This is a genomic window from Psychrobacter sp. TB55-MNA-CIBAN-0194, assembly GCF_040309505.1.
Lineage (GTDB): Bacteria > Pseudomonadota > Gammaproteobacteria > Pseudomonadales > Moraxellaceae > Psychrobacter > Psychrobacter fozii.
The window spans coordinates 111,335-133,799 of the sequence record NZ_JBEOOW010000003.1 but is presented as its reverse complement, the minus strand read 5'-3'; the positions used below and the strand labels follow the sequence as shown (position 1 = coordinate 133,799).

The following is a 22,465-nucleotide window of genomic DNA, read 5'->3' as shown; positions in this document are numbered from 1 at the left end:
TAGCATTTGTAATTTTGGCAAATTCAGTTCATGAGCATCATTCGCGACTAAAACTGAGTGATATAGTCGTGAGTGATACTCATCAAACGTTGGACGCAGCTTTGTATCATTCTTCACTATTTAGTAGTACATCACACACACTAAGATAGTAATGAAGATGAAAAGGCATTTCTGCACGTCCCTTGCTATAAATAACAAAGTGCTTAAGACTTCCCTGCGTCGGTACTAACCGCATCAGGTTCGGCGGGTGATCTCTCAGCGAATGTATCAAGGCGATGACTTTAATAAAGCAAGTTTAGTAAAGCGAGCCAATAATACACCGCACCCCGAGTCTGTCAGTGTTGTGAATCACCTTCATACTAACAAAATTCTGCTATGAGGGCTAATGGTATTTGGCCATAGGTGTTTCATCTACATAGCAGATTTCAAATCTGTGATAAGCACAGAATATGAACTCCCTTCGATAAGCGCTCTTTAATTATTACTTAATAAATGCGCTGTAATAAGTAGGCGCATCTTTATTCTTCTAAGACTTTTCAAATTGCACATTTATTACAGCAAATGAAAGATTCATAAGGTTGTCATTAAACTGTCATAAAAACTTGTCAAGATAGCACGCATGTCACAAACAATGCTTTTTTGTATCGTTGTTAAACTTTAGGAGTCTTACATGCGTTATTCGTTATTAGCAGTGGCCGTTAGTTGTACATTAGTGCTTACGGCATGTAATAAATCGACTGAAACGACAGAGTCAGCTGCTGATAGTAGCGCTGTCAGCACTGAGGCAACCACTCAGACAGCATCTTCTTCTACAGCAGGTTTTAAATCTGCTGAGAATATCGCAATGAACATCACGGGTGCAGGCGCATCGTTCCCGCAGCCTATCTATGCCAAATGGTCTTATGACTACAATGGTGCGACTGGTGGTCAAGTCAATTATCAATCAATTGGCTCATCTGGTGGTATCAAACAAATTCAATCAAAAACTGTCGATTTCGGCGCTTCTGATGCACCGATGACGCCTGAAGAGTTAGACGAAGCAGGCTTGATTCAGTTTCCAACCGTTATCGGTGGTGTTGTACCTATCGTAAACATCGATGGTGTTGAGCCTGGTCAATTACAGTTAGACGGTACAACGTTAGCAGACATCTATTTGGGCAAAATTAGCAACTGGAATGATCCGGCTATCAAAGCAATGAACCCAGATTTGACCTTGCCTGATGCTGCTATTACTACCGTATTCCGCTCAGACGGTTCAGGTACAACCTTTAACTTCACTGATTATTTAGCAAAAGTGTCAACGGACTGGAAAGACAGCGTCGGCGTTGATAAGACTGTGAAATGGCCAACCTCTGCTACCGGTGCGGGCGGTAAAGGTAACGAAGGCGTATCAAGCTACGTAAACCGTATGAAAAACTCTATCGGCTACGTTGAGTATGCCTACGCTAAGCAAAATAAAATGTCACACACAGCGCTGAAAAATGCCGCAGGTAACTTCGTACAACCTTCTGCAGAAACCTTTGCAGCGGCTGGTGATATCGACTGGTCACAGCAAGAAGGCTTTTATAAAGTTATTACCAACTCTGAGACTGAGCAAGCATGGCCTATCGCTGCTGCGACCTTTATTTTAGTACATAAACAACCAGAGAATCCTCAGCAAGTGGCTGGCGTACTGAACTTCTTTGATTGGGCTTATACCCAAGGTGACGATGATGCCATGGCACTAGATTACGTTCCATTCTCTGATACGGCTGTTGCCTTATTCAAAGCCAAATGGAATGACGTAAAAGGTAGCGATGGACAACCAGTCTACAAGCCAGCTCAGTAACTGGTATCTGCTAAATCGGCTTTAGCACGTTACGAGTTACCCTCTCGAGTAATTATTCTCCGGTAGTTATTTGAGAGGTTTTATCACAGTAAGTTTGAGCCTAAGCTTGCTGTGATAAAACCCAATAAAGATTTCTAATATTTTGACTCAACCCTATTCAATGCTGAGACACTTATGAATGATTTAAGGTCCCAATTGGCTAAACAAAAACGTTACGATTTTTTGTTTGTTAATGCAACCAAAGCTTTTGCCATTCTTGTTCTAATGTCTTTAGGTGGTATTTTAATCTCATTGATAGTCGGCGCATGGCCGAGCATTCAAGCATTTGGTTTGGGTTTTTATACCAGTAATAACTGGGATACAGTTGCCAATGAGTATGGTGCATTAGCGCCTATTTACGGCACGTTAGTGACATCGTTTATTGCTATCTTAATTGCGGTTCCAGTCAGCTTTGGTATTGCCATATTTTTAACTGAGATGTGCCCAAAGTTCTTAAAAAAGCCCCTTGGTATCGCTATTGAGCTATTGGCTGGTATCCCTTCTATCATTTACGGTATGTGGGGATTGTTTGTCTTTGCGCCTTTCTTTGGTGATCACATTCAGCCATGGTTCATTGAGCACATTGGCCCACTGCCTATCATCGGTAAACTATTTGCAGGTGCGCCAATGGGACTAGGTATGTTCACAGCATCCCTTGTACTTGCCATCATGATTATTCCGTTTATCGCAGCCACCATGCGTGATGTTTTTTCGGTTGTACCAGACCTGTTGAAAGAGTCGGCTTATGGAATGGGTGCGACCACTTGGGAAGTCATGTTCAAGATTATCCTGCCTTATACCAAAGCAGGTGTGGTAGGTGGCGTCATTTTGGGATTGGGTCGTGCATTGGGCGAGACGATGGCAGTCACTTTCTTGATTGGTAACGCCTTCAACATCAGTCCAAGTCTCTTTACGTCAGGCGTGACGATTACGTCAGCCTTGGCGAATGAATTTGCAGAAGCGTCGAGTGAGCTACATTTGGCTTCCTTACTACATCTGGGCTTAATCTTGTTTGTCATTACCTTCATCGTGCTATCGCTCGCTAAGCTGATGCTCATGAGTATGGATAAAAAAGCAGGTAATCGCTAGTTGCTAGATTGCCTTAGTTTGATTGAGTCAGTTCGAGTGAATCAATCAGTTAAGTGTCGATGGTTATTGGTATTGATAAAAATACGGGAAACACATTTTATGCCTTCTAACAATGCTACCAACGCAATCAATGCACCGTCACCGCTGAACACAGGTTTTGAAGGGCGTTATAACAGAAGCTTATATAATAAGCGCCGCTGGGCCAATAAAGTGGGTCTAGGGTTTGCTATGGCGGCGATGGTTTTCGGTTTATTTTGGCTGTTTTGGATTTTGCTTACGCTTTTAGTGGAAGGCTTTCAGGGCATGGTGCAACTGCCTATCTTTACTGCTGATACACCGCCACCGATGAGTGCTGGCGGGTTACGCAACGCGATTGTCGGTTCAGTCATGTTAGCGTTTTCAGGATTGTTTATCGGGGCACCTATCGGACTGATGACAGGTATTTATTTATCTGAGTTTTCTCAAGGTAGCATGCTTGGTAAAGTCACGCGATTCTTAAATGATATTTTGTTATCGGCACCATCTATTGTCATCGGTCTGTTTATTTATGCGCTTATGGTAAAAGGTCAAAGTTTCTCTGGTTGGGCGGGCGCATTGGCATTGGCGCTCATCGTCATTCCTGTGGTCGTGCGTACCACTGAGAATATGCTGAATCTGGTTCCTAATAGCATTCGCGAAGCAGCCTATGCATTGGGTACACCTAAGTGGAAGATGGTTACTCAAGTAACGATCAAAGCTGCTAGAGCAGGACTTACGACTGGGGTGTTATTGGCCTTTGCGAGAATCACCGGTGAGACAGCACCATTGCTATTTACCGCGCTGAATAACCAGTATTTCAGCACTGATATGGGTCAACCCCTTGCCAACTTACCAAATACGATCTACCAGTTTGCGATGAGTCCTTATGATAATTGGCACACTTTAGCGTGGGCAGCGGCGCTCCTTATTACTACTTCTGTCTTGGTACTCAATATTTTGGCGAGATTCATTGGTAGTAGAGGTCAGGTCAAATAAAGCCTGATGTCAGATGACACAGCACGAAGATACCAAGCATTTACTCACACTTATACGAAATCAATTAAGCTAGGTTGGATAATATTATGAATGATGTCGCAAGCAAAACACGCACCAAAAGCACGGTTGATACATTCAATACGACAACTGGCAATTTATTGAATCGATCCATGTCTACGAGTACACAAATGCAGCAACCCGATATTGCCAGCCTAACCAAACAAACACTTCATGATCTCCCGCAAAATATGCCGCCGGCAAAAATGCAGATTCGTGATTTAAATTTTTATTATGGTGATTTCCAAGCACTGAAAAACATCAATATCGATATCCCTGATAAAAAAGTAACCGCCTTTATCGGTCCATCAGGTTGTGGTAAGTCCACGCTACTACGTACCTTCAATCGTATGTATGACCTATATCCAGGTATGCGTGCCGAAGGTAGTATCAACCTTGATGGCAATAATATTTTGGGTAAAGACGTCGATGTGAATCTGCTACGCGCCCAAGTCGGCATGGTCTTTCAAAAACCAACCCCATTCCCAATGTCGATTTATGACAATGTCGCCTTTGGGGTACGCCTTTATGAGAAGTTAAGCAAGGCTGAGCTAGACAATCGCGTGGAATGGGCACTCAAAAAATCTGCATTATGGCCAGAAGTAAAAGACAAACTAAAGGCTTCTGGATTGTCTTTATCAGGCGGACAGCAGCAACGCTTATGTATCGCCCGAAGTGTCGCGACCAAGCCTGAAGTGTTATTGCTCGATGAGCCGACATCCGCGCTTGATCCTATCTCGACGGGTGCTATCGAAGATTTGATTGAAGATCTTAAAAAAGACTATACGATCGCCATCGTCACTCATAATATGCAGCAAGCCGCGCGTGTATCTGATTACACCGTCTATATGTATTTGGGCGATATGATTGAGATGGGTGAGACGGATCAAGTATTTACTAAGCCTGCTCAGAAAGCGACAGAAGACTATATTACAGGTCGTTATGGCTAACACTGAGCATCAATAAGTGAAAAATGCTCGATACGTTTGATAGTGTTTCGTGAGCCAATTCGTTTAACCTAAAAATCTCATCGCGTTACTAATATATGGATTTCAGGGAATACCTCTTATGCAAAGTGATAAGCATATCTCTAAAAGTTTTGATCAAGATCTTGACGAAGCCATTCGGTTGTTTCTATACATGGGTGATAGGGCCGCTGATCAAGTGGCCCAAGCTATTCATGCGCTCATCGATAAAAATGAGACGTTGGCACAAGAGGTCATCGATCTAGATTTTGAGATAAATCGAATGGAAGTAGAGTTGGATGAGCATATTTTGTTATTGGTCGCAAAACGCCAGCCCGCCGCCAGTGATTTACGTTTGGTCATGGCCATCAGTAAAGGTGTGGTTGATTTAGAACGTATTGGTGATGAAGCTGTAAAAATTGCCCAAATGGCAAATAAAATCGCCGCGCAAGGCAAATTGTCGTACGGCTATTCAGAAGTACAGCACCTAAGTAATCAAGTTCGCCTCATGCTACACAATGCGTTAGAGGCCTTTAGTCAGTCGAATGCGGAGCAAGCGTTTGAAGTCATGCGTAATGACAATGTGGTCAACGATGAATACCAGTCGGCTATTCGCGCACTAATGACCTATATTATGGAAGATTCACGCCATGTCTCAAAAGTAATCAATATTATGTGGGTATTGCGCGCGCTTGAGCGTATTGGCGATCATGCACAAAATGTCGCCGAGCTGGTGATTAACTATAGTAGTGGTCAAGATGTTCGTCATTCTGATTATGCAATGGTCGAAAAAGCCGTACAAGAAGCCAATGACCGTATGGCAGCGCGCCAAGTCAATATAACATCAGCCACAATGGCAGCTTCTGATTTCGATGCGTCAGACAGTGATGAAGACTAGCAAAAACTATTCAGTTGGTATTTGAGCCTAAAAAAACGCGCTATATAAAATAGCGCGTTTTTTGATGGTTATCAGAAAGCGAGGAAAGGCTAGCTTTCAGGTGTCCAACCTTGCGCACGTTCATAGTCTTCATTATCCAAAAACTTATCACGTTGTTCGGTTAAGAACTTTTTGGCGGCAGGATCCATCATGCTTAAATGATTTTCGTTGATCAGCATGGTTTGATGTTCGATCCATTCTTTCCACGCTTTGTCAGAGACGGTTTCTTGCAGCTCCTGACCTTTTTTATTAGGAAAAGGCGGGTGTGGCATCTTTGGCAAATCTTGCTTATATTTACGGCAAAATACAGTATTGGCTTGAGGATTAAAAGTTTCAGTCATAAGGCGTTCCTTATTATGTATGGGTCTTTATAAATATATTTTAAATGACGTTACCTGCTTATGGTAACAAAAACACCCGCTTAAGTAGCGGGTGTTTTTCAATTATTAGAGTAATAAACTACTTGGTTATAAAGTCGCTTTTAAGCAAAAGCTTTCAAACGAGCCCGACCATTGATTACGGCCTTTTTCACTTGATTCGGTGCAGTGCCACCCAAATGGTCACGAGCGGCCAATGAGCCTTCTAGCGTTAGATAATCAAAGACATCTTCACCGATAGCATCGCTAAACTGCTGTAGCTGTGCCAATGATAAATCACTCAAATCAACGCCTTCTTTGATACCCAAAGCAACGGCATTACCAACCACTTCATGGGCATCACGGAACGCAACACCTTGGCGTACCAGATAATCTGCAAGGTCAGTGGCGGTCGCGTAGCCTTTCATAGTGGCAGCACGCATGTTTTCTTTATTAGGCGTGATATTAGGTAGCATATCACCAAAAGCCAATAAACAGCCGGTAAGGGTATCGACGCAATCAAAGAGTGGCTCTTTGTCTTCTTGATTGTCTTTGTTATAGGCCAGTGGCTGACTCTTCATCAGGCTGAGCAGAGTCATTAGCTGACCAAAGACACGTGCTGCTTTACCGCGTACCAATTCAGGCACATCAGGGTTTTTCTTTTGCGGCATGATAGATGAGCCAGTACAGAAGCGATCTGGAATCTGCACAAAGTTAAATTGCGCTGACATCCACAGGATAATCTCTTCGCTCATGCGTGACATGTGCATCATAAGGATAGACGCGGCAGAGGTAAATTCAATCGCAAAATCACGGTCTGAGACTGCATCGAGGGAGTTCTGGCAGATACCTTCGAAACCAAGCAGTTCAGCAGTAATCGTACGATCGATTGGGAACGTTGTGCCAGCTAGAGCAGCACTACCAAGTGGCATCTGATTGATACGGCGGCGCGCATCGACTAAACGTTCAGTATCGCGATACAACATCTCAAACCATGCCATCACGTGATGACCAAAGCTGACGGGCTGTGCCGTTTGCAAATGGGTAAAGCCTGGCATGATGGTATCGGTATGTTGCTCAGCCAAATCCAACAAGCCACTTTGCAAACGTACCAATAGGGCGATGATGTTATCCGTCTCTTCACGCAACCAAAGACGAATATCGGTAGCTACCTGATCGTTACGGCTACGACCAGTATGTAGTTTTTTACCAACCGCACCTATAATGTCAGTCAGACGTGATTCGACGTTCATGTGTACGTCTTCGAGCGCGATTGACCAGTTAAACTCACCGGCTTCAATCTCGCGCAACACTTGCTGCAGGCCATCGATGATAGTGGCCACTTCGTCAGCAGTTAGAATGTCACATTCTTTGAGCATCGTCGCATGAGCGATTGAGCCCTGAATATCGTGACGCGCAAAACGTTGGTCGAAGCCGACAGATGCGGTAAAGGCAGCAACGAAGCTGTCGGTCGCTTCACTAAAGCGACCACCCCACATTTGCTGACCCTGACTGCTTGTAGGGCTGTTATTTGTTGTAGCGGCATCTGTGCTAGAATCAGAGACAGATGCAGTTACATTTGATTCGGGATTACTAAGGTTTGAAGAATTGGCGTTCATATCGGTACAAGACAAGTCAAGAGAATAAGAACTCGAGTATAGCAAAGGATGAGGTAGCCTTGCTAGCGGAGCGCTTAGAGTTTTTTATGCCCAAGCTCATGGATGTCATGAAAGTTTGGCAGTGGCTGTTGTATGTCTTTTTTTGGTCGATATTCGTAACGGTGACGCATCGTTACGAGATCGCCACTTGGGCAGATTTTTTGATGCAACTCTCGAGCAGGTTGCTCCAAAATATTTTGAGCATCATGCCATCGCTGTATATCATTGACTATCTGCGCCATATCTTTAAAAGTATGAGCATCCCTAAAGTCACGGTATATGTAGTCAGTATACTAATGACTACCTATGCCATTTCAATGACGCTAATCAGTCTTATTATGATTAATATGGGTTGGGTCGAGTACAATCATCAGACGTTCATTCCAGATATATTAATTGATACCGTGAGTGCCGGTGGTTTTGCCTTGATATTTTTGCTGTATTTCTTACGCCGCTATCGTGAGATGAATGCGCTTAAGCAGTCATTTGAGCACAAGTTGAGTGCCCAAAACGATATCATCAAAGCGCGTCTTTCCCCGCATTTTTTCTTTAATACCATTAACACGCTTGTGTCACTTATCGAATCCAACCCACCACGAGCTGCTGCCTTGCTACAGAACGTTTCCGCACTATTCCGTGCTAGCTTTAATGGGGCGCGCGAGATTAGCTTCGAAGAAGAGATCGCTCTATGTGAGCATTATTTGGCGATTGAAGCTAGCCGTTTGGCAGATAAGCTTGAGGTGACATGGGATCTACCTGACGAAGACGTTATGTATGACATGGTTATCAATGCCTTAACCCTGCAGAGTATATTGGAACGAATGCTGCTAAATGTGGTTGAGATGACCACTGAAATTATTTGTATCAATATTAAAGTAACGTGGCAGCAGCATCAGGTTATGATTGTAATTGGTGTCGACCTTCCCAAAAGAACCTTAATCATTAATCATGATTTACGCCAAAACATGAGTTTTTATGTTCAAGCTGAGCGTTTACGTTCCTATTTCGGTCAAAGTGCTGATATTAAAAGCACAGTGACCAACACCCAAATTATTACTGTTATTGACTATCCGCTACAAGACGTCAGTCTATGATGATTTTTTCATTACTTATTTTTTATTTTTCTTATAAATAAATAACCGTGGCATACATATTGCATCGTATATCTATATTATTGTTTTACTTTGTATTTAGTAGTGATTAAGAATCATTATTATTGATGGTGAATAAATAAACATGAAAAACGAGATACAAAAAATAGCCTCGTATTAAATTTATTATTAGCCCTGATTTATCGGTTATTATAGAATTTTTTATTTGTGGTTTTATTAAATATTTTTATGCTAAGCGAATGGTAATGAGTGATAGTATGTTTGTAATGTCTATTGAAAGTATTAAGTTTGTCCAGGGATGGGAGTTTGCATGCGTATTGTAGTTTGTGATGATGAACCGCTAGCGCGTGAGCGTTTGGTCCGAATTGTACAAGAGTCAGGTCATCAAGTGGTCGCTCAAGCAACAACAGGTAAAGAAGCCATTATGGCTGTTAAAACGCAGCAGCCAGATATCATATTGTTAGATATCCGTATGCCTGAAATGGATGGTGTACGCTGTGCTCAAGAGCTTTCGCAACTTGATCACCCACCAGCGATTATATTTGTCACGGCTTATGATCATTATGCAATTGCTGCTTTAAAAGCCAATGCGATTGGCTACTTATTGAAGCCTGCTAATAAAGATGAACTAGTAGAAGCGCTGAATAAAGCTAAAAATCTAAATGCTGCTCAGTTGAATGAAATTCGTAAGCTAGAAGATCCCACCGCACGGCCAGTACGCGAACATATCGCTGCTCGTACTCACCGAGGCGTAGAGCTTATTAAGCTTAAAGATATTTACTATTTTACGGCTGATCAGAAGTATGTCAAAGTACGCCATAAAGATGGCATTGTACTCATTGATGAAACGTTAAAAGAGCTTGAGCAAGAGTTTGAAGATCGGCTGTTTCGCGTGCATCGTAACGCAATTATCAATCTTAGCTTTTTAGACTACTTAGAGACATTAGATGCAGGGCAGTATCAGATACGTTTCAAGGGTATTGATGAGACATTAGCCGTTAGTCGTCGCCACTTGCCCGCACTACGTGACAAAATTCAAAGTATGTAACTTAAAATATGTAACTTGCTGTTTTAATAGAGAAATAATCATCCCATATCATCAAACCCTTATTTATGCTTAAATAGGGGTATTTTTTTGCGTCAGTATTCACTATAACAGGTGTATAGCGCTCGTTTTCTGAGGCAAGTTTCCGCATTGTTTAGTACGGGTGTCATACTACAAAGATATTATGCCGTACAGATACGAGCAGCACTGACAGCACAGCCCAACATTACAGTACCAACATAATAATACCGAACTTATTGAGGCCCTTTATGAGCAATTCGCAGCAACCTGCATTGACCACTTTAAACATCGCCACACGTCAGAGTCCTTTAGCACTATGGCAAGCTGAGCATATTCGTGCTCGGCTATCAGAGATGTATCCTGAATTAACGATTAACTTGCTCAAAATTGTCACTAAGGGTGACAAGATATTGGATACACCATTGGCCAAAATTGGTGGCAAAGGATTATTTGTCAAAGAGCTTGAGCAAGCGTTGTATGACAAGCAAGCGGATATTGCAGTCCATTCATTAAAGGATGTGCCGATGCAGCTGCCTGAAGGGTTGATGCTAGGTGTCTATTGTAAACGTGCTTCACCTACGGATGCTTTTGTCTCTAATACTTATAATAGTATTGATGAGTTGCCAAAAGGCGCAGTAGTGGGAACGTCTAGCTTGCGTCGTCAGTGTCAGATCAAAGCCTATCGCTCAGACTTACAGATCAAGACTTTGCGCGGTAATGTTGGTACTCGTTTGGGTAAGCTAGACGCGGGCGAGTATGATGCGATTATTTTAGCGACCAGTGGCTTGCAGCGCATTGAGTTGGATGAGCGTATACGCGGTGAGCTTGAGATTGATGCTTGCTTACCTGCAGTTGGACAAGGTGCGCTAGCAATTGAATGCCGTGAAGGTGACGATGAAGTATTAAAGCTACTAGCACCGCTTAATGACGATAAAGCTCGTATTCGTCTTATCGCAGAGCGAGCGCTAAACCGTCATTTAGAGGGTGGTTGCCAAGTGCCTATTGCAGCCTATGCTGTTTTACAGATGGCTAGTGAGACAGATGCCAATAACGATGACAATGGCGATAACGGTAATAACGACAATGGTAATGTGTTGTGGCTCCGTGGCCGAGTAGGTCAAGCTGATGGTAGCAAATTATTAAAAGCAGAAAAGCGTGTCACATTAGTCGGTACGCAAGAAGAGCAAGAAATACAGGCCAATCAACTTGGTATTGATGTTGCTAAGCTCCTACTTGCCGATGGCGCTGGTGATATCTTATCAGCGATTTATCACCCTGAATAACACGTCAGTATCTTTATTAGCTTAGCCATAACGGCCTCACTGTAGATGTTGATGGGTGGTTAAGCCAACTTTATTAGTCTTTTGTCATGGTACGTCTATGTCATCGTCAATTTACGCCAAATCTGTGCATAAAGGTCAGGCAACGGATGCCCATCTGTTGCTATCACAAGTCGTCATCAATACCCGCCCAGTAGAGCGGTCAGCACCACTGACGCAGCACTTACAAGCGGCGGGGTTGAGTGTGGTTGAGATGCCAATGTTGGCGCTACAGTCGCGCCCAACGACTGATGATGACATTATGTTGATGCAGCAGTGGCTAGCAGGGGCTTATAAGGCACTTGTTATCGTCAGTCCAACGGCGGCCGCTGCAGGTCTAGCTGTCTGGCAAATGCTGGAGCATGAGAATCAAGTGCGAGATGACGAAAATGATCAAGTAGATGCACCTTTAAAAGCACCAAGCCATATCATTGCAGTTGGTGAGGCGACGGCGGCGGTCTTAAGTAATAGCCTTGCTCATGAGTTAGAGTATCAGGTGCGCCAGCCAGAAGTTGCCAATAATGAAAGTATGTTGGCGATGCCTGAGATTGAGAGTTTGCAGGCAGGTGATAAGCTGCTGGTATGGCGTGGGCTTGGTGGTCGGCGATTATTGGTTGATGCATTACAGGCGCGTGGTGTCCATGTTGATAGCATTGCTTGGTATGAGCGTAAGAGGCCTCTAGAAGCAATGGCTCAGTATCAGCAATGGCTACAAGGTTCTCTGACATCTTGTTCGAAGCAAGATATAGCGTTATCAGAGCAGCCGAAGCCAATCGTGGTTGTCAGTAGTGGTGCTGCTTTTGAGCATTGGGAAACCATCGTTAGCGCTGTGGCAGAGAAGGGCCTAGAACCAGCTGCTGATACAGTTCTTCGACCACTTGAGCTAGCAGATTTTGTGTATGTGGTACTAGGCGAGCGCTTAGCTAATATGGTTGCAGAGCAGCAACTATATTATTGGCGTGTGGAAGACTTGGCGCCAGAAACTATCCTCGCTGCGATCAGATCTAAACATTAATTTTTTGCATTCTTTATTCTAACTATATTTAAATCTACCAATAACGGCGTTGCCTTATGTCAATTAATTCTGAATCGTTACCTAAGGAACCTTCGACTGTTCAACAACGTCGGCAAGCAAATATGTTGTTGGTGCGACTGCAATGGTTCGTTATTTTGCTACTGGTCGCTGCGTTGTTTTGGCTCTATATCAGTCAACAGCGTTTTCAAAATAACGTCAATGATCGCTTACAAAGCAATGAGCAAATCGCCAGTCGTCTTAATGAGATGGATGATCGCTTATTTTCGATGAGTCAACAGACGTTACCAAAGCCTAGTGCCACTGTTAGCAGTCAAGCTCAAAACCAGCTAGACTTATTACGTATTCAAATACAAGCCGCTGATAGGTTATTGGTAGATAATAATGATAATGCAGCGATTGAGTTGCTGAGAGGGTTACATTGGCAGCTTTCACAAAGTAGTAATGAGATTGCACCAGCGCTGACCATCGTTATTAAACAAAGCTTGATGAAAGATATTGAGCGTTTACAAGCCAGAAGCTCGCAACCCAGTCCTTGGCAGCTACAAAACTTAGCCATCCAAAACATTCAAGATTTTTTGCACAGTCATGAGCGTGCGACTAATACAACGACTCCGACGAAAACCACCGATAACAATGCAGGTCTAACACGTAGACAGCTCGTGATTCATGAAGTCATCATGACATTGAATCTAGCAAATCAAGCCAGTAATATGCGTGAGCAAGATCAATTTATCAGCTATTTGACGCAAGCACGAAAGCAATTACAGAGTCTAGTCCCTCAAAACCCAGAGCCAAAAAATTCAGACGAACAAGAATCGCTAAGTACAAAAAAATCAGTTAACGAAACCAATGTGCAAACTAAATCATCACCTGCGAATATTCCAGAAGTCATAGATTGGTTAGATCGATTAATTGCTAATGCACCAAAACCAACACCGTTGTTAACGACACAGATTTTGGATCAACCAAAACGTTAATGTTCAACAGACCCTATTATGCCAAAAATTTATTAATACAAAGAATAAGAGAAATGACATTATGGACAGTTTGAACCAAGAATCACATTTGGCCTCTACTATCGCAGAAAACCATAATCCTGACGAATTGTCTCACTATCCAGTGATTCATCATCAACCCATTCATTGGGGTGAAATGGATGCCTTTAATCATTTAAACAATGTCGTTTATTATCGCTATGCTGAATCAGCACGTATTGGGTATTTGCAGGCATTAGGGATGTTTGATGGCAGCATGATCACCGTATTGGCGCAATCCAGCTGTCAGTATTTACGTCCTGTGATTTATCCAGATACGTTACTTCTAGGTGTGCGCTGTCAGCGCTTGGGTAGGACCAGCATCGTAATAGAATACAGTTACTACAGTACGGCACAACAGGCAGTCGTTGCGACGGCTGAGGCAGTTGTGGTGCGTCTAGATAGTAGTGGAAAGGATAAATTACCATGGACAATCGAGGAGCGTGAACGGCTATTAGCACTAGAGGCAAAATTTGGCCATACGCCTGAGTACTAAAACTCAAAGAATTATTCTATATAAGTGAATGAGTTGAAAGAGTAAGTAAAATCATCAAACATAAAAAAGGCACGCTAACATTGGAGTAGCGTGCCTTTTTTAAGCTTAACTTTTCGACTCAATAACACCAACAGATATTAGTCTTGTTGTGGTGCTTGAACGAAATCGACCACGTTTAATTCAAAACCTGATAACGCATAAAACTTCATCGGTGATGATAATAGACGCATATCACGGACACCTAAGTGACGTAATATTTGTGCGCCAACACCAACGCTACGATACGGCTGTTGAGTGAGCGTTGATTGCGATTCATTGTCTGCAGCTTTATCTAACGCATCCCCTAAATCAACGGGTTGGTTACTACCAATCCAAACCAATACACCGCGATCTGAGGCGCTAATTTCTTTTAATGCCGCTTGTACGCTCCAGCCACTACGGCCAGTCATGTCATTTTTAGCCGCAAATAAATCACGTAATGGATGGAAGCCATGAACACGTACTGTGCTGATTCCTTCGCTGACATCGCCTTTGACTAATGCTAAATGAGTCTCATCAGCACCAAATTCACGGAAGCGATGCAAAGTGAACGTACCATGTTCAGTTTCAAAAGGATATGATTCTACTTCTTCTACGGTTTGCTCATTTGCAATACGATAGTTGATAAGATCAGCAATCGTACCTATTTTTAGATCATGCTCTTTAGCAAATATTTCTAGATCATCACGACGTGCCATCGTACCATCAGCATTGATGATTTCGACCAGCACAGATGCTGGCTCAAGACCTGCTAAGCGTGATAAATCACAACCTGCTTCTGTGTGACCAGCGCGATGCAATACGCCACCATCTTGCGCAATGATAGGAAAGATATGGCCAGGCTGTACAATATCTTCAGCTTTAGCAGTAGCAGAAACAGCCGCTTGAATAGTACGGGCGCGATCGGCAGCAGAAATACCAGTGGTAACGCCTTCAGCCGCTTCGATTGATACGGTAAAGTTGGTGCTGAATTTCGCTTCGTTGCGCTCAGACATCAGTGGTAAAGACAGCTGATGCGCACGAGCTTGTGAGATAGTCAAACAGACTAAGCCACGCGCATGGGTAATCATAAAGTTAATATCTTCAGGGCGCACATGGGTCGCTGCCATGATGATATCACCTTCGTTTTCGCGGTCTTCATCATCCATCAAGACGACCATTTTACCAGCACGAATGTCTTCGATAATCTCAGGGATCGTATTTAAACTCATAGTAAATCTCAATATTTTATTATTTATAGATAGGTGTGATTTGGAATATAGAGCATTATCTGCCTATTGTAGCAGCAGATGATACAAAGCGCTGTTACGGTCAAGCAAAGCGCGCTATCAGTAATGTCATTCAATAAAAAGTGACGCACTTAATGGCTTGTATAGTTCATTATGAGGTCATTTTAACGCTTTTCATCGCAATGTGCTGTGTCATCTTCCCACTATATCGTTCAGTATGTCAAAAATAGTCATAAGTATTATCAATGACCGCTATCATTTGTGCATTAAAGCGTACATTAGATAATGAACTGAGCCATGTCATGCATGGTTAGTCATTACTTGCTGCTTGTGTTTTTAGCCAGTCCATAAATTGTTTGCTATGCTGCTCTCGTTGATTGTCTGCAAACTCATAAAAGCGTGTGCCGATTAAATTTTCTGGTAAATAAGACTGCGGATAATAATGGTTGGGATAATCGTGCGGGTAGGCGTAACCTTGACCGTATCCCTGACTGCGCATCAGTTTGGTCACACCATTGCGTAGATGTAGCGGCACTGGGGAGGCATCTTTTTCTGCCAACGTCATCGCAGCATTGATCGCTTTATACGTGCTATTGCTTTTGGCACTGGTCGCCAGATAAACCACCACTTGACCTAAAATTAGACGTGCCTCAGGCATACCAATGGATTGCACACTGCGTAGTGCTGCATCAGCAAGAAGTAAGGCATTAGGGTTGGCATTGCCGATATCTTCGCTGGCCAAAATGACCAAACGGCGTGCAATGAAGTCAGCAGGCTCGCCGCCTACCAGCATCCGAGCCATCCAATATAGTGCAGCATCAGGATCGGAGCCACGCACTGATTTTATCATTGCTGAGACGATATCGTAATGCTGCTCACCATCTTTATCGTAGCGGATCAGTGCAGTCTGTGCTACCCGACCGACCAATGCATCATCGACGATAATCGGTGATTGCTTAGCGTCAGCCGTTTGAATGGCAAGCTCTAATAAGTTTAGCGCCTTTCTAGCATCACCATGTGCCAGTTGGCTGATAGTGTCTTTTGCTTGCAAGTCGACGGTCAGTTCTTTTAGCACGTTGTCTTCTGACAGCGCTCGCTGTAATACCACACTGATTTGCTCTGGTGTCAGAGGTTCTAGACGATACACTTGGCAACGTGAGAGTAGGGCATTGTTGACACTAAATGAGGGGTTTTCAGTCGTAGCACCAATCAAAGTGATATCGCCAGACTCTACCGCGCCCAGTAGTGCATCTTGCTGTGCCTTATTAAATCGGTGAATCTCATCGATGAACACCACAGGCGACTCGAATACCAGTGAGTCCTTATTGTCTAATACTTCGCGTAACTGTTTGACTCCAGTATTCAATGCAGAGAGTGCGTGAAAGGGTCGATTAACCGCATCAGCCAGTAGCATAGCAATGGTTGTTTTGCCGATACCTGCTTCCCCATGCAAAATAATCGATGGCAGGTGCCCTTGTTCTACTAACCTCCGCAGAGGTGCACCTGCTGCCAGTAAATGCTCTTGACCGATAATGGCATTAAGTGTGCTTGGGCGCATACGCTGAGCAAGCGGAGTATCAGCATGAAAACTAGGTGGCATAGGGCTTCTCTATTATCAATTTAAACGGCGATCAATTTGTCTGTCACAGCAATGGTGGATAAATTTTTATGGGTGCATCTAAACCGCTACACACCACGCTATATTTATCATTTTTATCGAAGCTAAACCTTTCTACCTGCTTGGCATGATTTTCGCATTGACGAATATCAGAGCTTAAATGAAAATTAGATATTAGCAATAAAAAAAGGCTAATTGAATCGACTATATTTGCTATGTGTCTACACGACAGGCTAACGCAATCTTATGTTAATGAAAGCTCGCTAAGTGTATCGCTTATGTCCCAGCTACTTTGGTTTTCAGACTTTATCCCTATTAACGGTTCAGTCATATTGATGAGCAGTATCAATATGCATGATTAACCAAGCATAATTTATTAGAAGTTGTCTATCAAGCATAGGGTATTACAGTGATGAAGTCTCAATCGATATTTAAGCGTTTGTTGAATCGATGTTTATATCGCAGCGCACAGCAAAAATCACGCTTACTCACTGTGAGCGAGGTGACGCTAGCACGTTCAGTATTCGGTGACAGCATTGACCTTGATGGCGTTCAGCTTAAGACTGCTTGGTGGGTGCTAAAAAATTATGCCGTTAGCCCTAATGGCAATATTTACTTTAATCCTGCAGATTGGATTACAGATTTTAGCGACGCTCCTTTAGGCAAGCAAAGCTGGTTGATACATGAGCTGACCCATGTCTGGCAGTTGCAGCAAGGTTTAAAGGTCGTGCGTGGTGCAGTTATCGATCGTCGTTATGATTATGTGATTGAGGTAGGGAAACCCTTTTTTAAGTATGGTATAGAGCAGCAAGCACGCATGGTACAGGATTACTTTATTCGTCATCGGCGCGGGCAAGACTGCCAAGCTTTGGAAGCCTGTATTCCATTTTTGGTCACAAGCTCTATCGACGAAACAAAAAATACAGATAGCTCGTTTATAATTTAATTTTCTTATAGAGATAAATAGTGACTATAGCTGATCCAATTTAAAAGTAGTACAAGGCAACCGAGTATAGATGTATGTGTAATACTTCAAGAAGGGTTAAAGCAGTGATACTTTTATGGTGGAATGACTATATGATAAGAATTAGTATAAAGCATGCTTTATGCTTTACAAGGTCACGATAACTCTGAGAAAAGTAAATTAGCAAAGGATTGCTACGATAACTATAGCTTTTAATATTTGTGCTTTAACAAGGATATTTACACTCATGTTTAAATTTTTGCCAGTAAAGCTCGCTCTGAGTGCCAGCCATAAAGCGAATAACCGTTCGGCTTATGATAATTCTCTTAATGAGAGTGTTCAGCCACGGCGCTCGTCCCCAACACTGCTAGCAGCAACACTGACCGGCATAATTTTATTGACAGGTTGTCAGCAGCAGTCAGATGTAGTCGACGCCAGTCAGACCAGTGATCCAGAAAACGCTCAAGACAGTGAGCCAATGGCACAAAGCGATGCGGCCGCTGCTCGTATAAAGCAGTTCCAGCCCATTTACGTCACACAGATGCAAGGGTTACAACGCCGCTTACAAGCAGAGTATGAATCACTGGAAGTTGCTGATACCTCAGAAAATGCAGACTCGCTACTCAATACTAATATCAAGACCGATAATACTAACGATATCATTGATAGTAGTGATAAAAATGTAGCTGATCTTACGTCTTCAGCCACCGTACCTACTAATTCGGTAGATACTACCGCTGTAGATAGCGATGTTGATGCTACGGCTGATATCAATACCAGTACAGAAGTAGGTGAGCGAGATTTAACTGTCTTAAAACGTATCAGTCTTGAGCCACGTAAACCTACTATGATGACCGAAGATCAAATCATTGACAGCTATCAACAAGCGATGGATGCCCTTTACCAACCTGTGACGTCTCCGCTTAATGCAGAAGATATCAATACTTTAATTAATATAGCGACGTTGGCACCACAATTGTTTGAAAGCGCAGAAATTGCTGGGAGAGTCAGTGCCAAGAGTCCAGCGCTGGCACGGTTGATAATCCAACATCAAGTTTGGGAGCAAATAGAAGCCCAGCAAGTCATTGATATGCAACAGATGAAAATTGATCAACAAAAAGAGTTTGAGTCGCTCATGTCTAAGTTTAACGAGACAATTGAAGGATACGATGAACAGATTGCCAAGTACGAGCAGACATTAGAATCGTTTAAATAAATGTTTTCAGCAATTAAGACAATTTCTAAGCAATAAAAAATCCCGCACAATGGCGGGATTTTTTATTGAGCAAAGATTATTGCTACTTATTTACGATCTTCAACTTTAACAAAATCGCGATGCGACTCGCCAGTGTATAACTGACGTGGACGACCGATTTTGAACGGTGCGCTGTGCATCTCTAACCAATGGCTGATCCAACCTGAAGTACGAGCCAATGCAAAGATTACGGTAAACATTGACGTTGGGATACCGATGGCTTTTAAGATAATACCAGAGTAAAAATCAACGTTTGGATACAGGTTACGCTCAACGAAGAACGGGTCTTCTAAAGCAATCTTTTCAAGCGCCATTGCCAATTCAAGCTTAGGATCGTTGATGCCAAGTGCAGCAAGTACTTCGTCACAAGTTTCTTTCATTACTTGTGCGCGTGGGTCAAAGTTTTTGTAAACACGGTGACCAAAGCCCATTAGCTTCACTTCACGGCTCTTCACTTTTTCCATGAATGCAGGTACGTTTTCAACTGAACCGATTTCGTCTAGCATCTCAAGAACAGCTTCGTTCGCGCCGCCATGTGATGGACCCCAAAGGGCGGCGATACCAGCAGCGATACACGCATAAGGGTTTGCACCAGTAGAGCCAGCCAAACGTACAGTAGACGTTGAAGCGTTTTGCTCATGGTCAGCATGCAAAGTAAAGATTTTGTCCATTGCGCGAGTGATGACGTCGTTGGTTTTATAATCAACATCAGCAGGCGTCGCAAACATCATGTACAAGAAGTTTTCTGCGTAGTTAAAGTCATTACGCGGATACATGAACGGTTCGCCTTGTGAGTATTTATAACTCATTGCAGCAAGCGTTGGCATTTTAGCAATCAAACGGATAGCAGTGATTTCACGATGGTCTTCGTTACTGACGTCTAGATTTTCATGATAGAACGCTGATAACGCACCAACGACACCGACCATAATGGCCATCGGATGCGCGTCACGGCGGAAACCTTCAAAGAACTTACGTAATTGGTCATGAACACCCGTATGTTTACGGATTTTTTCAAAGAAGTCTGCTTTTTGCTCAGCGTTTGGTAGGTCACCATGAATCAGTGCATAAGCAACTTCTAAGTATTCAGCGTTGTTTGCTAACTGATCGATAGGGTAGCCGCGGTGTAATAACTCGCCTTTGCCACCATCAATATAAGTAATCTTTGATTCCACAGGGGCTGTTACTTTAAAACCAGGGTCATAAGACCAAAAGCCTGAGTCTTGTAGAGCAGCAATATCGATAACTGGGCGCCCTAAAGTACCTTCGATGATAGGAAATTCGTACTCTTTACCATTTACGGTTAATTTGGCATTAGTGTCAGCCATAAATTGCTCTCCATTGTTTTAGCTTGTTAGAATAAAATTATTGCAGACGCATACCCTCGCGTCGTCGATTATTACAGGCACATACCCTTGCACCATCATCAGTCAAATGCTCAAAATACATCTAACTCGTTTAATACGCAGAGTATATTAGCAGCAATTCCCTATGATTTGAAAAGACTTTTACTGTCAACACTGCCAATTAGTATGGTTTTGACGTGTTTATTCACTGTAATTTTTGTATCAAAATATGTCTGGTAAGCTATTTGTCTTTTAAACCGCTTCTTTATAGAAAGTAATGATTATCATTAACATTATAATATTAAAGTGTTTTTAGCAATATTATAAGTTTAACGGTTTAGTCATATTAACTATAAAACAGACAGAGTATGAACAAACGACCATTTGGTTTAGATTTATGGTTCGTTAGGGGTGGGTAATACTAATGAATTAATATTGCAAATAGCCAGCTTTTTGTTAATTAATCTCTAATAACCAATATTTAGGGGATAAATTTGTAATTAGCGCCCAGTCATTTTATAATTAGAGGGATTTAACTGGCACTAGCTTTGCGCATATTGAGCGATCATCTTAATGGAATAATCAGTGAAGCTTTGCTTTACTCATATTTTGTTACGATTGGACGACCAGTTTATAGACCAAAACCTAGCTTATCGTTTGAATATTCTTGTTAACTGTTCTATTTTTAGATAGCCAACAGTGAAGTTTACCTTAATAAATTGATCGTATAGAGATGACACAATGGCGTTATCTTTTTTTGTTAATGGGAATCAGTAAAAATAGAATAGTTAATCGATTGATCCCATGCTTCGTACTTATTGTCATAACTTAAGTAGAAGGCTCGTTAATAAAAGGGTGTATCAGTTCAACGAGTCAGGTTCGACCGTCTATAATGATCGTATAAGACATATTCGCCTTTTAACTTTAGCGCAAATTAAACTACGTCAGCTAGCCCTTCCTTACTTTATTCGTCTCATGTGTTGCTCGTCGCTGCTGTATAGCATTTATACAAAGCGTGGATAGCAGATACAGGAGTATAACCGCAAAAAGGATGCCCGCTGTGAAAAGCAACCGACCTATTGATCTGCCTTTAAGCCAAGTGATTAGCGTTAATCGCTCACCGATTGCAATTGCCTCAATTTTGCATCGTATATCTGGCATTATTTTATTCTTACTTATTCCTGTCATGTTGTGGTTGTTACAGAATTCTTTGGCATCGCCTGAGAGTTTTGCAACCGTATTTGACAACGTACTCGTGCGCTTTTTGGCATGGATATTTGTTGCCGCGATCGCTTATCACTTTGTGATGGGCATCAAGCACTTATTTGCTGATATGGGCATGAACGAAGAGCTAAAATCTGGACGTGCCGCTTCTAAGGTCAGTTTTGTGATCGCAGCGATTCTAATTGTCGCGTCATTTGTATGGGTGATGTTCTAATGATTAAAAACGATTCAGGAATAAAAAGTGCTACTGGTCTGACCGGCTCAGGCTCACGTGATTGGATTATCCAGCGTATCAGCGCTGTTGTTTTAGCCGTTTATAGTGTGGTGTTGCTGGGTTTCTTTTTGACCCATGGCGACGTCACTTATCTTGAGTGGTCATCATTTATGACTAGCCTGCCTATGCGCTTGTTTAGCTTAGTAGCAGTACTTGCGCTAGCAGGTCATGCTTGGGTTGGAATGTGGACAGTCTTTACTGACTATATTACTACTGGCAAACTAGGCTCAAGCGCAGCAGGTTTACGTTTAGTCCTACAGTCATTGATGATTATCGCTATTTTAGTATTTCTATTTTGGGGTATCATGATTTTTTGGGGTAGTGGCTTCAGTGTTGTTGCTGTTTAACCAATAATTTATACCTTTACTATCTATAAATAATAACGGATGCACTCAGCAGCATTATTGGCTGCTGAATGACTCCAAAGCCGTCCGTTATAGCCGATAATAGTCATAGCATTGGGCAATTTCTGACTTGAGCAGTCATTTAAAGATAACTGAGTCAAATTGA

At 42.5% G+C, this 22,465-nt stretch carries 20 protein-coding genes and 1 riboswitch; of the genes, 15 read left to right on the top strand and 5 right to left on the bottom strand.

Features of this window, described 5'->3' with window-relative positions:
* Positions 1-194 precede the first annotated feature (194 nt).
* Positions 195-339, bottom strand: a riboswitch (TPP riboswitch).
* Positions 340-670: 331 nt separating this feature from the next.
* The 5 genes from pstS to phoU all read left to right on the top strand — a co-directional run bounded on the left by pstS (position 671) and on the right by phoU (position 5,890).
* On the top strand, positions 671-1,828 hold the full coding sequence (gene pstS / locus AAEY75_RS04855; RefSeq protein ID WP_197215530.1) for a phosphate ABC transporter substrate-binding protein PstS: 1,158 nt from the start codon (positions 671-673) through the stop codon (positions 1,826-1,828).
* A 174-nt stretch (positions 1,829-2,002) separates the two neighbouring features.
* The gene (gene pstC / locus AAEY75_RS04850) at positions 2,003-2,956 is read left to right on the top strand and encodes a phosphate ABC transporter permease subunit PstC (protein ID WP_197215532.1); all 954 of its coding nucleotides are present in this window, start codon (positions 2,003-2,005) and stop codon (positions 2,954-2,956) included.
* A 99-nt stretch (positions 2,957-3,055) separates the two neighbouring features.
* Positions 3,056-3,970, top strand: coding sequence for a phosphate ABC transporter permease PstA (pstA, locus tag AAEY75_RS04845; RefSeq protein ID WP_197215534.1), 915 nt, complete (start codon positions 3,056-3,058; stop codon positions 3,968-3,970).
* A 248-nt stretch (positions 3,971-4,218) separates the two neighbouring features.
* Positions 4,219-4,977, top strand: coding sequence for a phosphate ABC transporter ATP-binding protein PstB (pstB, locus tag AAEY75_RS04840; RefSeq protein WP_227687412.1), 759 nt, complete (start codon positions 4,219-4,221; stop codon positions 4,975-4,977).
* A gap of 118 nt (positions 4,978-5,095) precedes the next feature.
* The gene (gene phoU, locus AAEY75_RS04835; RefSeq protein ID WP_352258780.1) at positions 5,096-5,890 is read left to right on the top strand and encodes a phosphate signaling complex protein PhoU; all 795 of its coding nucleotides are present in this window, start codon (positions 5,096-5,098) and stop codon (positions 5,888-5,890) included.
* 89 nt (positions 5,891-5,979) lie between these two features.
* Here phoU and AAEY75_RS04830 read toward each other — a convergent pair whose 3' ends face one another.
* The gene (locus tag AAEY75_RS04830; protein WP_110922046.1) at positions 5,980-6,270 is read right to left on the bottom strand and encodes an oxidative damage protection protein; all 291 of its coding nucleotides are present in this window, start codon (positions 6,268-6,270) and stop codon (positions 5,980-5,982) included.
* 140 nt (positions 6,271-6,410) lie between these two features.
* Positions 6,411-7,784, bottom strand: coding sequence for an argininosuccinate lyase (argH, locus tag AAEY75_RS04825; protein WP_352259002.1), 1,374 nt, complete (start codon positions 7,782-7,784; stop codon positions 6,411-6,413).
* Between the two features lie 179 nt (positions 7,785-7,963).
* Here argH and AAEY75_RS04820 point away from each other — a divergent pair, with 179 nt between their 5' ends.
* The 6 genes from AAEY75_RS04820 (at position 7,964) to AAEY75_RS04795 (ending at position 14,006) form a co-directional block, all read left to right on the top strand.
* Positions 7,964-9,037 carry a histidine kinase gene (locus AAEY75_RS04820; RefSeq protein ID WP_352258778.1) on the top strand — a complete coding sequence of 358 codons (1,074 nt, stop codon included), beginning with the start codon at positions 7,964-7,966 and terminating at the stop codon, positions 9,035-9,037.
* Positions 9,038-9,365: 328 nt separating this feature from the next.
* Positions 9,366-10,103: a LytR/AlgR family response regulator transcription factor gene (locus AAEY75_RS04815; RefSeq protein ID WP_110922044.1), complete on the top strand. Its 738-nt coding sequence runs from the start codon at positions 9,366-9,368 to the stop codon at positions 10,101-10,103.
* A 266-nt stretch (positions 10,104-10,369) separates the two neighbouring features.
* A complete protein-coding gene (gene hemC / locus AAEY75_RS04810) occupies positions 10,370-11,404 on the top strand; it encodes a hydroxymethylbilane synthase (protein ID WP_352258776.1) in 1,035 nt (344 codons plus the stop codon).
* Positions 11,405-11,501: 97 nt separating this feature from the next.
* Positions 11,502-12,455, top strand: coding sequence for a uroporphyrinogen-III synthase (locus tag AAEY75_RS04805; protein ID WP_352258774.1), 954 nt, complete (start codon positions 11,502-11,504; stop codon positions 12,453-12,455).
* Positions 12,456-12,511: 56 nt separating this feature from the next.
* Positions 12,512-13,453, top strand: a complete 942-nt coding sequence (locus AAEY75_RS04800; protein ID WP_352258772.1) for a hypothetical protein — start codon at positions 12,512-12,514, stop codon at positions 13,451-13,453.
* Positions 13,454-13,514: 61 nt separating this feature from the next.
* A complete protein-coding gene (locus AAEY75_RS04795) occupies positions 13,515-14,006 on the top strand; it encodes an acyl-CoA thioesterase (RefSeq protein WP_197215549.1) in 492 nt (163 codons plus the stop codon).
* A gap of 137 nt (positions 14,007-14,143) precedes the next feature.
* Here AAEY75_RS04795 and ribBA read toward each other — a convergent pair whose 3' ends face one another.
* Both ribBA and AAEY75_RS04785 read right to left on the bottom strand, forming a co-directional pair.
* Positions 14,144-15,256 carry a bifunctional 3,4-dihydroxy-2-butanone-4-phosphate synthase/GTP cyclohydrolase II gene (ribBA, locus tag AAEY75_RS04790; protein WP_352258770.1) on the bottom strand — a complete coding sequence of 371 codons (1,113 nt, stop codon included), beginning with the start codon at positions 15,254-15,256 and terminating at the stop codon, positions 14,144-14,146.
* 328 nt (positions 15,257-15,584) lie between these two features.
* Complete coding sequence (locus AAEY75_RS04785) at positions 15,585-16,874, bottom strand: replication-associated recombination protein A (RefSeq protein WP_352258768.1); 1,290 nt, start codon at positions 16,872-16,874, stop codon at positions 15,585-15,587.
* A 430-nt stretch (positions 16,875-17,304) separates the two neighbouring features.
* On the opposite strand from AAEY75_RS04785, the gene AAEY75_RS04780 reads away from it, so the two are divergent.
* The gene (locus tag AAEY75_RS04780) at positions 17,305-17,838 is read left to right on the top strand and encodes a type IV secretion protein Rhs (protein WP_227681277.1); all 534 of its coding nucleotides are present in this window, start codon (positions 17,305-17,307) and stop codon (positions 17,836-17,838) included.
* A gap of 265 nt (positions 17,839-18,103) precedes the next feature.
* On the top strand, positions 18,104-19,072 hold the full coding sequence (locus AAEY75_RS04775) for a hypothetical protein (protein ID WP_227681255.1): 969 nt from the start codon (positions 18,104-18,106) through the stop codon (positions 19,070-19,072).
* 86 nt (positions 19,073-19,158) lie between these two features.
* On the opposite strand, the gene gltA is transcribed toward AAEY75_RS04775, so the two are convergent.
* Positions 19,159-20,439 (bottom strand): citrate synthase, encoded by a 1,281-nt coding sequence (gene gltA, locus AAEY75_RS04770; RefSeq protein WP_197215553.1) that lies wholly within the window; start codon positions 20,437-20,439, stop codon positions 19,159-19,161.
* A gap of 1,069 nt (positions 20,440-21,508) precedes the next feature.
* Here gltA and sdhC point away from each other — a divergent pair.
* Positions 21,509-21,895, top strand: coding sequence for a succinate dehydrogenase, cytochrome b556 subunit (gene sdhC, locus AAEY75_RS04765; RefSeq protein ID WP_110922035.1), 387 nt, complete (start codon positions 21,509-21,511; stop codon positions 21,893-21,895).
* 20 nt (positions 21,896-21,915) lie between these two features.
* Positions 21,916-22,302 (top strand): succinate dehydrogenase, hydrophobic membrane anchor protein, encoded by a 387-nt coding sequence (sdhD, locus tag AAEY75_RS04760; RefSeq protein WP_227686587.1) that lies wholly within the window; start codon positions 21,916-21,918, stop codon positions 22,300-22,302.
* The last annotated feature ends 163 nt before the right edge of the window (positions 22,303-22,465 follow it).

Coding starts and splice junctions, on each gene's coding strand:
- AAEY75_RS04800 (WP_352258772.1), top strand. CDS start 12,512: ATGTCAATTAATTCTGAATCGTTACCTAAGGAACCTTCGACTGTTCAA.
- gltA (WP_197215553.1), bottom strand. CDS start 20,439: ATGGCTGACACTAATGCCAAATTAACCGTAAATGGTAAAGAGTACGAA.
- ribBA (WP_352258770.1), bottom strand. CDS start 15,256: ATGAGTTTAAATACGATCCCTGAGATTATCGAAGACATTCGTGCTGGT.
- pstB (WP_227687412.1), top strand. CDS start 4,219: ATGCCGCCGGCAAAAATGCAGATTCGTGATTTAAATTTTTATTATGGT.
- AAEY75_RS04795 (WP_197215549.1), top strand. CDS start 13,515: ATGGACAGTTTGAACCAAGAATCACATTTGGCCTCTACTATCGCAGAA.
- hemC (WP_352258776.1), top strand. CDS start 10,370: ATGAGCAATTCGCAGCAACCTGCATTGACCACTTTAAACATCGCCACA.
- phoU (WP_352258780.1), top strand. CDS start 5,096: ATGCAAAGTGATAAGCATATCTCTAAAAGTTTTGATCAAGATCTTGAC.
- AAEY75_RS04805 (WP_352258774.1), top strand. CDS start 11,502: ATGTCATCGTCAATTTACGCCAAATCTGTGCATAAAGGTCAGGCAACG.
- AAEY75_RS04830 (WP_110922046.1), bottom strand. CDS start 6,270: ATGACTGAAACTTTTAATCCTCAAGCCAATACTGTATTTTGCCGTAAA.
- AAEY75_RS04780 (WP_227681277.1), top strand. CDS start 17,305: ATGAAGTCTCAATCGATATTTAAGCGTTTGTTGAATCGATGTTTATAT.
- AAEY75_RS04815 (WP_110922044.1), top strand. CDS start 9,366: ATGCGTATTGTAGTTTGTGATGATGAACCGCTAGCGCGTGAGCGTTTG.
- argH (WP_352259002.1), bottom strand. CDS start 7,784: ATGTGGGGTGGTCGCTTTAGTGAAGCGACCGACAGCTTCGTTGCTGCC.
- pstC (WP_197215532.1), top strand. CDS start 2,003: ATGAATGATTTAAGGTCCCAATTGGCTAAACAAAAACGTTACGATTTT.
- pstS (WP_197215530.1), top strand. CDS start 671: ATGCGTTATTCGTTATTAGCAGTGGCCGTTAGTTGTACATTAGTGCTT.
- AAEY75_RS04775 (WP_227681255.1), top strand. CDS start 18,104: ATGTTTAAATTTTTGCCAGTAAAGCTCGCTCTGAGTGCCAGCCATAAA.
- sdhC (WP_110922035.1), top strand. CDS start 21,509: ATGCCCGCTGTGAAAAGCAACCGACCTATTGATCTGCCTTTAAGCCAA.
- AAEY75_RS04785 (WP_352258768.1), bottom strand. CDS start 16,874: ATGCCACCTAGTTTTCATGCTGATACTCCGCTTGCTCAGCGTATGCGC.
- pstA (WP_197215534.1), top strand. CDS start 3,056: ATGCCTTCTAACAATGCTACCAACGCAATCAATGCACCGTCACCGCTG.